The 11,339-nt window shown below is 62.8% G+C and carries 8 protein-coding genes and 1 pseudogene; 3 read left to right on the forward strand and 6 right to left on the reverse strand.

The window, feature by feature from the left end; translation table 11 throughout:
* Positions 1 to 10: 10 nt before the first annotated feature.
* From OZ411_RS02480 to OZ411_RS02505, 6 genes and pseudogenes are all read right to left on the reverse strand, one after another.
* Positions 11 to 1,587: pseudogene (locus tag OZ411_RS02480) on the reverse strand (DUF2235 domain-containing protein).
* Between the two features lie 65 nt (positions 1,588 to 1,652).
* Entirely contained in the window at positions 1,653 to 3,170 is a 1,518-nt protein-coding gene (locus OZ411_RS02485) for an SAVED domain-containing protein (protein ID WP_282526644.1), read from the reverse strand.
* A gap of 34 nt (positions 3,171 to 3,204) precedes the next feature.
* Positions 3,205 to 4,104: a CBASS oligonucleotide cyclase gene (locus OZ411_RS02490; RefSeq protein WP_282526645.1), complete on the reverse strand. Its 900-nt coding sequence runs from the start codon at positions 4,102 to 4,104 to the stop codon at positions 3,205 to 3,207.
* On the reverse strand, positions 4,104 to 4,610 hold the full coding sequence (locus tag OZ411_RS02495; protein WP_282526646.1) for an HORMA domain containing protein: 507 nt from the start codon (positions 4,608 to 4,610) through the stop codon (positions 4,104 to 4,106). Before OZ411_RS02495 ends, OZ411_RS02490 begins: the two co-directional genes overlap by 1 nt.
* On the reverse strand, positions 4,607 to 5,089 hold the full coding sequence (locus OZ411_RS02500) for a hypothetical protein (protein WP_282526647.1): 483 nt from the start codon (positions 5,087 to 5,089) through the stop codon (positions 4,607 to 4,609). Before OZ411_RS02500 ends, OZ411_RS02495 begins: the two co-directional genes overlap by 4 nt.
* Before the next feature lie 2 nt (positions 5,090 to 5,091).
* The gene (locus tag OZ411_RS02505) at positions 5,092 to 6,111 is read right to left on the reverse strand and encodes an AAA family ATPase (RefSeq protein WP_282526648.1); all 1,020 of its coding nucleotides are present in this window, start codon (positions 6,109 to 6,111) and stop codon (positions 5,092 to 5,094) included.
* A 155-nt stretch (positions 6,112 to 6,266) separates the two neighbouring features.
* On the opposite strand from OZ411_RS02505, the gene OZ411_RS02510 reads away from it, so the two are divergent.
* The 3 genes from OZ411_RS02510 to OZ411_RS02520 all read left to right on the forward strand — a co-directional run bounded on the left by OZ411_RS02510 (position 6,267) and on the right by OZ411_RS02520 (position 11,277).
* On the forward strand, positions 6,267 to 9,407 hold the full coding sequence (locus OZ411_RS02510; RefSeq protein ID WP_282526649.1) for a tetratricopeptide repeat protein: 3,141 nt from the start codon (positions 6,267 to 6,269) through the stop codon (positions 9,405 to 9,407).
* Between the two features lie 98 nt (positions 9,408 to 9,505).
* Positions 9,506 to 10,081 carry a hypothetical protein gene (locus tag OZ411_RS02515; protein ID WP_282526650.1) on the forward strand — a complete coding sequence of 192 codons (576 nt, stop codon included), beginning with the start codon at positions 9,506 to 9,508 and terminating at the stop codon, positions 10,079 to 10,081.
* A 98-nt stretch (positions 10,082 to 10,179) separates the two neighbouring features.
* Positions 10,180 to 11,277, forward strand: a complete 1,098-nt coding sequence (locus OZ411_RS02520; RefSeq protein ID WP_282526651.1) for a hypothetical protein — start codon at positions 10,180 to 10,182, stop codon at positions 11,275 to 11,277.
* Positions 11,278 to 11,339 lie beyond the last annotated feature (62 nt).

Consider the following 11,339-nt stretch of genomic DNA (forward strand, 5'->3'; position numbering starts at 1 on the left):
GTGCCTGCGATTAGCTTCGAACCTCTTGGGGGACGGCGGGTCGGACGGGCTCGCGGCCGGCAGCATCATCTGCGTAGTACCGCTTGAAATCGACGTGCTGGGCGAGCGCGTCCGGCCGGTAGGGTGCCGTGCCCACCGCGCACTGCACTACGGCGGCAGATCGAAGCGCCGTGCGACGGTTGGATGGACCTTGGAGTCCGTTCCCACATCGCGGTTCTTGATCTCCCAGTTCTGACGGCCAAGCAGACGGCGCAGCCACACCCAGTTCGGCAGCGCGTCGGCGATGCCATCGATGGTGTCGCGCATGCCGGCGACCTCGCAATGCTGCACGCCGCCGGCGGACGGACGGATATTCAGAGCCTGGCCGACGTTGCCGGATCCTTCCATCTTCGTTCCGTCGACGAAGATCGGGCCCGTGAGCAGGCCTTCGGGGACGGAGATCGCCTCGCGGCACATCCATTCCAGCGCGATGTCGGAAAGGCGGGACTCGGGCTCCGGATAGGAGCCGCCAACGTCGGAATGGTTGCCGGCGAACCACCACTGGCGAAGCCGCTCATGTCCGGGGAAGACCGGCGCGCCTTCGTTGCCGCCGCCCCAGCCGACGCGGTCGAAATCCTTCCGCTTTTCGTCGATCGCGTTGGCGGAGCGCGCGAACGCGACGTGGCGACTGAGGAGCCGGTCGAAGTTCGCGCCCTTCCATTCGGCCTTATGCGAGCGGGATTCGCCGGGCTTCGGGTAGTCGACGATCGTCTTGGTGGTCGATTTGTTCTGCCAGCACCAGAACGCGCCGAGTGCGCCGGCGACGATGACGATCTGCGCGAGGAAGCCGGAGAGCATGAAGCCGGCTCCGAGCCAGGAACACAGCAGCGCGATTCCGACCGCCGGGAGGAATCCGGCGGCGAACGCCGCGGCGGCGACGCCGGCGGCAAGTCCCGCCTGGATGATGAAGTAGCGCAAGCCGCTTGCGCCGAGGGCGGCCACGGTGTCGAAGACGCCGATGAAGTACGGCGCGACGTTGGAATCGCTGCCGTCTCCGGATCCGAATTTGACCTGGAAACGCCGCGCCAATTCGAGGCGCTCGGCCTCGTATTCCTCACGGGGATGGCCGGCGCCGTGCTCGAGCACGGTGTTGACCGCCTCCCAGGCGATGTCCTTGACCTGCTTGCGGTAGCGCATCAGCGGGCCGTTCGGCGTTCTGGTCGGCACGCCGCACAGCATCAAAAGGTTAGCTAGGCTCCGGACCGTGTAGGCGCCGCGGCTGAAGCCGAACAACATGATCCTGTCGCCAGGTTCATAGTGGTTGACGATGAATTCGTAGCAGTCCGCGATGTTGCGTTTGATGCCGGCGCCGGTGACCGACCCAAGCAGCTTCTGGACGAAGCGGACGGGCGCGGTCAGCGCCGTGGTGCCGATGTCGGTGCCGAGGCCCGCATCGTAGAAGACAACTTGCCGCGACGGATCGATGCCGGTCTCGGAGTGATCGCGCGAGATGCGATACATCTTGTAGATATTGCTGATCCGCTGCTCCGGACGGGCGCCTCCGTCCTGGCCGGTGCCATCCGAAAAAATCACAATATTCTTTGTCATCGTTTTCACCTTGGCGGCGCGTCTCCCATGGGAAGGCAACTGTGGGTCGAGAAAAACTATCTAAGTCAATCCACGATCATCGAAGGTTGGTAGCTCTTGTTGCCGCGTCGATCGAAATCGTATTCGTAGACGACGCAGGGTGCGATCGCCTGATGCTGCTGGCCGAGATAGAAGAGCAGCGCGTTCGGCGCGGCCGCGAAGATGTGCGCGACGGCGTCGATGTCGTTGCCCTTCAGCGAGCGCAGGTGGTTGGCGACGGATTCGGCGAGCGCCGCGGCGTGGCCGCCGCCCAGTACGCCGCGCTGGCTCGGCCCAAGCGCGAAGACCACCAAGCGACCGACCTTCGGCAGCGACGCCTTGCAGTAGGCGCGCGCGGCGGCTTCGGCGGATTGAGCGACGCTGATGGCGACCGCGATCTCCGGTCCGTCGCCGAGCTTGTGTTCCGCGACGTCGAACGTAGGAGCTTCGCGGTCCGAACCGTCATCCGCTCGCCACACGCGAGACCCGACGCTGCCCTTCTGCACCAACTCGATGGAAACGCCGGATTTCACGTCCAACACGGCGCCGGCGATGAAAGCCACCGATGCGTGTGCGTCCAGTATCAGACGCAGCATCGGGCTTCGCGAGACCTTCGCGCACAGGAAATCCTCGACTTGCGGACGGATGTCGCGCTGCCAGTCGAGGTCGTCGCGGAGATATCGCTGCCGGAATGAGCCGGTCAGCATCAGCGTATCCTCCGGCAAGGCGCCCACGATGTCCGATGCCGGCCCCAGGAACGAGCGGATGGCCACAGGCAGGTAAGGATTCGCCGCCGCGGCAATCTCGGCAAGTATCGACTCGTCCTTGCACAGCTGCCTGAAGGTCTCGCGCGTAAACGAATTGAGGCCGCGCTTCTTGAGGGCCCGAGCGAGTTCGTCGAGCCGGAAGTCGGAACTGGTCGGCAACGTGGTTAGGACCCCGACCGTCTTGGCGCGCAAGATGATCGATTCTTTGAGCTCCTCGAGCGAGCGATGTCCGTCGAAGATGCGGAAATTGGCGAGAAGTCCGCGAAGGTCCTCGTTGTCGGCGAGACTGAGGTGCTCGCGCCACAGCTTGCGGACCGCACCCATCCTGCTGCCGTCGGTCTTGGTGCCGTCGAACAATTTCTCGACCAGCAACGATCTGTCGTTGCCGGAAACCAAGTCGGCGAGCGGATCGCCGTCCTTGATGCGGTACGTGGTGATGAAGGAAAAGCAAGCGCCGGGGCCGGCGTCCTGTCGGGCCTCCTTGAGGCGCTGGAGGATGGAGGAAGTCTTGGCGCCGATGAACTCGGGGTCGACAAGATCGGCATAGCCGAAGCGACCGCCATACTCGACGTGCCACTTCACCTGATGATAGTCGGCGGTGACGCGCTCGGGCCCCGACCGCGCCACCGCGGGATCGTAGCGGACCACGACATCGTCGAAGGCCTTCGGACCGTCGGCTTCGAACGACACTTCCACGATACACGAAGCCCCGTCGTCGAGCAGGTTGAGCGCGTTTTCCCAGAACACGCGGGCCTGATAGTTGTCGCCATGCCATCTCGGCATCACCGCATCAGCCATGTTCCGCTCCCGGCAGATCAAACATGCAGCGACCTCATGAAATCGGAAACTTAGGACCGAACAAGGCGCGCCATGCCTTCAGCGAGTCTCCCTGCCGTCCCTTCCGAGCGAGATCGATGGCGAATGCGGCTTCGCCCTCGGCCGCGCGCAGCAGGTCGCGCGCACGCTGCTTGCGCGCCTGGTCCATGCCGTCGCTGATCGGCGGTCCCAACCCCGCCGGGTCGGGCCAGGTGTCGAAGATCCGGTCGGCCAGTGTCGCGAAGAAGCCCTGGATCTCCCGGTCGAAGCTGCCGCCGAAGCCGCCGTGCAGCACCTCCAGCGCCATGACCTCGATCAGGAAGGACGGCTTGACCGGCTTCTCGCCGTGCTTCGGATTGTTGTTCCAGTATTTGACCATGCGGACGAGGCCCTTCCATTCGCTGGAATAGGCCTGATGGGCCGCAGTCGCCTTCTCGGCATGCGTCTTCGGGTTGGTCGTGATCCACTTGCCGAGATCTTTGTCGGGAATCTCGTAGTCGTCGCCGGCGACGAATGCGGGCACCGCGTCCACGCTCATGATCCGGTAGTCGGTGTTGTCGTCGGCATCGACGTGCACGCCGAAGTCCACGTTGATCGAGCGCCCCTGCTTCTTGGTGGCCTTGTCGCCGTATTTGGCGAGGAGGGCGTCGTAGAAGTCACCGAGCACCACCGAAGGCGCCTCGGAGCGGTAGTCGCGCTTGTTCGGGTTCAGCACGAAGAAGATGTCGACGTCCTTGAGCGGCTTCGTCTTGGTCCACCGCGCGTAGGAGCCGGTCAGGAAGTCGTTGTTGATAGCGAATTTGGTGTCGAGGTACTCACGCACTTCCCGCTCGCGCGACCGCGCGTTGTCCTGCTCGCGCTGGTTCAGCTCGAGCTTGCTCTTGAACTTGCGGAAGGCTTCGTTCGTGGTCAGCATCAGGGTCTCCTCAGGTACGACGTGCTGCCGCTGAGGCTGCCGTGGCCGATGGTGGTGCCGAGGCTCTGGCGGATCATGCCATCGGTGGACCGCGCCGCGCCGGTGCCCCAGCCGTCGATCTCGCGGTGTCCCGGCTTGACTTTGAGACGCAGGTCGTACTTCGCCTCGCTCGGCGCCACGCCGGCCTTGCGGATCGCGTACTTCAGCTGCTCGGTGTCGGTCCAGAAACTGCCGTCGCCGCCCGTCCAGCTGTAGGAGATCTCGATGTTCCACTGAAAGAGCAGCTCGCCCGTGCGCGGATGGAAGATGTCGAGCTTGACGCGCTCGAGGTCTCCCGACCGGAGCCAGCCGTCGATACCGCGCATGTGCAGGTCCCAATCCTTGACGAATTCGGCGGGGTCGAGGCCGCTGAGGCGGATGATGTCCTTCAGGCTCTTAAGGATGTTCTCGGCGACGTATGTGACCGAGTGCGTGTGCGAGTAGACGTTTACAGCGACGGCGGTCATGGTTCGAGCAATCCCTTCAGGTCGGGGACTAGCGAAAGCTTGGCCGCCGCAGTGGTCGGCTCGTCCTGGTCGGCGGCGACCGGCTCGTCGAGTTCGCGCGCCGTGATCCTGTCGCCGTGCTTCTTCAGCGCCCGCTGCACCCAGTCGAGCTCGTCGGCGCCGCAGGGCAGCGAGACGGCCCAGTCGCCCTTAAGCGGGTCGTAGCCGAGAGCGGCCTCGTTGGCGTCGGAGCCGTCGACCGCGTCGTCGTCGAACAGGCAGTAGACGCGTGTGCGCGGGCCGTCGCCGGTGGCGACGATGGCGCGGTCCTTCGGCGATCGGTCCGAGATGATGCTGGCCGCGATGCCGGCGACCGCCGTCAGCTCCTTGCGGGCTGGATGCGCGGCGCCTGGCGCGAGCAGATCGACGATCGCGTTCCAGGTCGAGAGGGCGTCGCGTGCGGGGGTAGCGGCGAAGACTCGGCGGGAGACGGTGCTCATGATCAGCGCTCCGCCGCAGCGCGGGCGGTCTTTGCGGCCTTGGCCGCGGCCAGGATCTGCGCGAGGGTGACCTTTTCCGGATGCAGCGCTGTCTCCGGATCGGTCGCCAACGCGCTCGCGACCATTTTGCGGATGGCGCGACCGTCGAGCCCGACGCACGCGGCGGCGCACTCGGCAAAGCCGGGCGCGTTCGCGAGCCTGGCGACGGCGGGATAGGTCGCGCCGAGCCCGACCAAGCAATCCTTGAGGATCTGCGCGCAGGCTTCTTTCGCGGGAAGCGGGATCTCGACGATGAGGTCGCAGCGCGAGGTGAAGGCGCCGTCCACCGCGCGCGGGAAGTTGCTGGTGGCGACGAACAGGAGGTTCGGGTACCGCTCCGCGAGCGCGTCGAGCTGGACGAGAACGGCGTCGGTGGCGCGGTGCACGTCGACTGGGTTCGCATCCATGCTCAGCTTGGCGCGATCCACGGCGAGCGTCTCGACCTCGTCGAGCAGCACCACCACCGGCCCCCCTGCGGCGGCCTCGGCGATGGCCTGGCCGAACAGTTCGGTGACGGCGCGCTGGCTCTTGCCGAGCGAGGAACTCGCGAGCTGATGCGGTTCGACCTCCATCAGACGAAACTTGCCGCCGGGGAACGCCTTGGAGACGCGGTGGGCCAGACCGCGGGCCAGCGAAGTCTTGCCGGTGCCGGGCGGTCCGACCAGAAGGATGACGCCGTGCAGCGGCAGCACGGTCCGCGACACCTTCTCGCGGACGGTGAAGTTCAGGATCGCCTGAGCCGTGAGCTTGTCCTTGATCGCGGCGTCGAGAACGATCGAGTTCCAGAGAACGCCGAGCTGGTCGTTCGGGAGGGGAAGGATCCGCTGAATGCCCTTGGGCAGTTCGATCTCCGCGGAAAGAGCCTTGAGTTGGGCCGTCACATTTACCTCCGGGTGCTGCTGCGGCGGATTCTCGCAGGCGAGATCGCCAAGTTCTGGTTCGCCAGGCCGGCGGGTGTCCTTCCACGTTCCGTAGGGGCGCATGACCTGATTTCACCTGTGCCAACAAATTTGCTGGTAACCTTAATCGACTGGAACCCGATTCGCAAGGCTTGCCAACAAATTTGCTGGCATATAGGTTGGTGTTGAGATGCTCGATCCCTGAGCTCTGTAAAATAGTAACAATATCAGTAGCTTAAATGGCAAAGACCTATAGGTTCAATCCTGGGTTTCAGTCGGACGAGGAGTCTGTCCAGAACTTCATCGTGCGGAAGGCAGATCTTTCGCGCGTCCTCGCCCCGCTGCGCGAAGGCGCCGCAATGCCCCCTCGGGTCTTGATCGTGGCGCCCCGCGGCGCCGGGAAGACCACCCTATGCCGTCGCGTACTGGCGGAGATGCACCGGGATCCGACTTTGCGTTCGCGATGGCACCCCGTCTTCTTCGGCGAGGAAAGCTATGCGATCACCACACCCGGCGAGTTCTTCCTCGAATGTCTGTTTCATCTGCAGGACCGGTCGGACGATCCCGCGATCTCGGAGGCCTACGGACGCGCGCTATCGCATTCCGGCGAAAAGGAGCTCGTCGATCTCGCCTCGAAGACGCTACGTGCCTATTCGAAGCGCGTCGGAAAACGTCTTCTAATCATCGTCGAGAACTTCCAGACCATACTCGACGATCAGATCGGCTCGGGCGCGAAGGATCTGCTGAAGCGGCTTTCCGACGACAGCTTCTTCGGCGTGCTCGCGACATCCGTCTCCCAACTGACGACGGAAGAGAACGTCGCCGTTCCGTCCGACTTCCTGAGGATCGACCTGCAGCCGCTTTCTCGGGAGGAGTGTCGCGCGCTCTGGAATTCGCTCACGAGCCAGGACATCAAGATCGACCGCATACGACCGATCGAGATATTGACCGGCGGAAGTCCTCGGATGATCCACATCCTGGCGGAATTCATGCGGTCGCCGTCGCTCCATAATTTGATGGAGAACCTGAATTTCCTGATCGATCAGAACACCGAGTATTTCAAAAGCCAGCTCGACGGTCTTCCGCCCACCGAACGCAAGATCTTCGCTGCGCTGCTGGAAGCATGGGACCCCGCCACCGCCAAGCAGGTCGCTGATGCCGCTCGCGTGACGACGAACACCGCGTCCGCGATGCTCTCGCGGCTCGCCGAACGTGGCTCGGTCGTCAAAAGCCCGGGATCCGGCAAGTCGGTGCTCTATTCCGCATCCGAGCGGTTGTTCAACATCTACTACCTGATGCGCCGTCGCAGCCATCCTTCGAGCCGGGTGCGCGCGCTCGTTTCGTTCATGACAGACTACTACGATCGCGACGAACTGATCGATACCGCCACCACGCTCGCGCGCGAGGCCTGTTCGGTCCGTCCCGACAATCGCATGGACTATCATGCCTTCTACGACGCCATCCTCGCGCGCACCACGACGTTGGTCCGCACTAGCATCCTCGAACGGACGCCTCCCGACTTCCTGACTTCGTTCACCGCGCATCAGAAGGCCATGGCGGAAAGCGCTAGGGCACATGCGGAAATGCGTGTAGCGGAGTCCAAAGGCACCAACCAGGCTCTGGCGGAATTGCTGGCCGAAGCCGATGGATCGAAAGAAGCCGGCGATCGCGAAAAGGCCATAAGGCTCTATTTCCAAGCCACGGAACTCCATCCTCGCAGCGTAACGCCGTGGATGAGGCTCGCGGTTCTCTATCTCAGCGAAGACCGGACCGAGGACGCGATCAGAGCAGTCGGCGAATTCATAAAACTGCGACCGAACAGTCCATGGGGATATGCGATCCAAGGCCTGGCGCACGCCGTCGACCGCGAAATCGACCTGGCGGAGACGGCGTTCGAGTCGGCGCTCCGGGTCGATCCGGACTACGGTCTTGCGATATCGGAGTTGGCCGAGATCAAGGAAGCGAAAGGACAGCGCAAGGAAGCGATCGCACTGTTCGAACGGGCATCGCGCCTCGACGCGCTGACGGACAGCGCCCGCGCCGGTTACGCGCGCGTCCTGCAAGACGAAGATCGGGCGACCGACGCGGAGGAACTGCTTCGCGCCGGCGCCGACGAGGATGATCAGGTCGAAAGTCGCCGGGCTTTGGTAGAACTGCTCAGTCAGACGAAACGACAGCAGGAAGGTATCGACCTGCTGCGACGCGTCGCGGAGAAGTCGCAGGACTGGCGCCATTGGGCCGACCTGGGTTCGTTCGTTCTCTCGCGCGAGGCCGGCGACAACCAGGCCACCGAAGCGCTCGCGAAGTCCATCGCGCTCGGCGCCGCGGCTCCCGAGGTCTTCGTCACCTACGCAAAAGCGCTGCAACAGAGCGGAAGACCAAAATCCCGCATTTTGGAGGTGGCGAGAGATCTGACCGAGCGCCTCTCGGACGATCACAATGCGTGGATATACGCGAGCCTGCTCGCGAACGCGGCCGACGACAAGTCGCTGGCGGAAGCATACGTCCGTAGGGCGCTGGATATCGTCGAAGATACGCGCGGATGGCTGACGCTGGCAACTCTTCTCCAATCGCAGCCGAAACGGGATTCCGAAACCGAGGATGCCTTGCGGAAAGCCGTCGCGCTCGCTCATGAATTGGGATCGTGTTCTTCGGTAAGATCTCTTGCCGAGTTTCTCGTCCACCGGGGAGAAGAGACAGCGGCCCAGGAGGCAATGGCCAAATGGTTCGCGGGCCAGAAGCCCTGCTACTGTTGTGCCGTGCTCGAAGGCGACATCGCGGCGCGGAGCGGCAATGCCGACAGGGCCGGCCGTGCCTACCGGAGCGCGCTCGAAGAGCGAAACGATGGCGTCCACGCATTGACTGGTCTGTCCCGCTTCGTGGATCGCGACGAGGGCGAGGAGCTCATCGCGCGTGCGATGGCGTCCTACCCTGCCGATCATCGCTGCCTGCTCGCGCGCGCCCACCTACGTGAGGACGACCTGGAAAGCCAGATCCGGGACGCTTCCGAAGCCATACGCCTGTTGCCGTCGTACGCGGAAGCGCACCTTTTCCTGGTCCGCCCACTTCTCAAACACGACCAGGCTGACCATGCGCTCGATCATCTGAAGCTCGCCTTGAAGGAGCTACCCCAGCAACGCGAACTCACCGCGATGTTCGTGGATGCAGCCATGGCGGCGGCCGCGGCGGGGCACGGCGAGCGCGTCAGCGAGATACTCAATCAGGACGAATTCGGATCGAAGATGGAGCCTCTGATCGTGGCGTTGCGGATCAAGCGAGGCGACACTCCGATCGTCGCCAAAGAGGTCATGGAGGTGGCGATGGACATCGCGAACAACGCTAAACCTTCGGAACGAACCGCATCGAAGTTCGTGGAATGACCGACGGGCACTTATATCCGCGGCCGGTAAGTTGCCCTGACAGATGCGATCGTCTCGGTATCGCAAACCGAACGTCCGCACCCGCCTAGGAGATAGTCTTGCCTCGTAGAACCTCGCATACCGCCGAACAGATCACAGCCGCGGTCAAAGAAATTCAGGAGCAAACCGACCGTGGATCCGCCATCGTTGGGGCTGCCATGATGGATGAAATGATGGCGGTCGTATTGCAGAAGCGCATGTCCGACATGAACCGGACCCACTACGACGCCTTCTTCGGACAGAATGGGCCTGGTGGAACGTTCAGCAACAAAATCGAGCTGTTCTATGCTTTCGGGCTCTGCAATGAAACGCTGTACAAGGCGATGCACGGCATCCGGGCTATCCGAAACAAGTTTGCCCATCGCATCGAGCAGTTGAGCTTCGACGATCCCTCGATTGCCGAGTTGGTTGACGGCCTCTCAGCTTATGGCTTCGATGTGCCAAACAGGCGGCAGAAGTTCATCGGGATCCTGACCATCATCTTGTCACTGGTTTTCGCCACAGGGGTAGACGATATCCGCGTCAAATCCATCGCCGAAACCCATTCAGAAATCTATATTGGCCTGCTCAAACGGTTCTTCCCTGAATACGCCAGCATTATGGATAAGGTCTGGAAGGACTATAACGCCGACTAGCTGAAGAAATCGAAGAACCTTTCGACGGTCGGAGTCCTGATAATTTCCGGCTGCGGCAGCGCACATCGCGCGTGGTGCGGCACTTCGAGGATTTGACGATGATGCATCTTCAAAAAATCCAGAAATTCATCGCGGAGGCTCTCGAATGCAGCGTTTACGTGAATCCCCGCGAGCCTGGATTGACTTACGATGAGCTCAAGGAAATCGGCGCCCGCATCGGTTACAGGGAAGGCGAGATCGGAGATGCCTTCCGGACCATGGGTCTTTACCCGCTGAGGCGAGGATCACTACTGCTTGGCCCGGAGAAACAGACCCTCGTGACGTGGAAATTCTACATGCGCGAGGAGCCTGAATACCGCGATCTCGACGCATTCGACTTTGTCTACTCCGAGTTCGCCGAGCTCGCGCGTAATGTAGGGCAAGCTAAAGCGCAGATCGAGCGCGACACTTTGGTTTCGCGCGCGCTCGCGCGCGGCATCGGCGAGGACGGGATCGAAGCGACGATAGCGATCCTCATCTTCGCGGACAATATGGAGGAAAAGGATGGCGCCCTGCGCTTCAAGATGCCGCTGTACGCAAATGGTCCACTTCCAAGCGCACAGATGCGGTCTCACCATAGCGCCTTGGCGCGGACCACGCGGACCGAGTTGTTACCACACGTCAAGGACGTCATCGCCCGCAGGACCGACGGCAGACCCCGCCGAACCGAGCCGTTCGACGCCTTCGCCGAACGCCTTGCGCCGTTGGGTCATGGCGCATTCCGCACGTGGTGGGTGCAGATCGCAGCCGAGTTACGGCGGGCCGATGTCCAGTCGTCTTCGGTCTCCGTCTGCGTGCTCGCGGCCGCCTTGGTCGAAGGGGTTCTCGCGTTCGTGGTAAAGCACGCGAAATCCAAGCAGATCGGTCCATTCGGATCGAAGGATTTCGAGCGAGAGCCGCGAACTTGGAAGATCGAAGATCTCGTCGGGAGCGCGGCCGCAGGAGGAGCATCAAGCATTTTGGACCCCGCGACCAGAAGCCGGGCGGACGGCCTGATTCGAGCCCGACAACGGATCCATGCCGGACGGATGCTGCAAGACCACCCCGCTGGGGTCTCCGACCTCCGGCCCGAGGAAGCTCGTGACGCCAAGCAGACGGCCGAACTGGTCGTGAGGAGTGTCATTGATTGGCTCGACAAATTTCCGCCGGCCCCGTGAGCACGTAGCCGACCGTCCTCACAGGAAGCAAACTCTGAATCATTGGGATCGATCCGAAGAAC

The organism is Bradyrhizobium sp. Arg237L, from assembly GCF_029990105.1.
Lineage (GTDB): Bacteria > Pseudomonadota > Alphaproteobacteria > Rhizobiales > Xanthobacteraceae > Bradyrhizobium.

What these genes read in the sequence shown, in the direction of transcription:
- OZ411_RS02500 (WP_282526647.1), bottom strand. Translation starts at nt 5,089, where the DNA reads ATGAGCACCGTCTCCCGCCGAGTCTTCGCCGCTACCCCCGCACGCGAC.
- OZ411_RS02495 (WP_282526646.1), bottom strand. Translation starts at nt 4,610, where the DNA reads ATGACCGCCGTCGCTGTAAACGTCTACTCGCACACGCACTCGGTCACA.
- OZ411_RS02520 (WP_282526651.1), top strand. Translation starts at nt 10,180, where the DNA reads ATGATGCATCTTCAAAAAATCCAGAAATTCATCGCGGAGGCTCTCGAA.
- OZ411_RS02485 (WP_282526644.1), bottom strand. Translation starts at nt 3,170, where the DNA reads ATGGCTGATGCGGTGATGCCGAGATGGCATGGCGACAACTATCAGGCC.
- OZ411_RS02490 (WP_282526645.1), bottom strand. Translation starts at nt 4,104, where the DNA reads ATGCTGACCACGAACGAAGCCTTCCGCAAGTTCAAGAGCAAGCTCGAG.
- OZ411_RS02510 (WP_282526649.1), top strand. Translation starts at nt 6,267, where the DNA reads ATGGCAAAGACCTATAGGTTCAATCCTGGGTTTCAGTCGGACGAGGAG.
- OZ411_RS02505 (WP_282526648.1), bottom strand. Translation starts at nt 6,111, where the DNA reads ATGCGCCCCTACGGAACGTGGAAGGACACCCGCCGGCCTGGCGAACCA.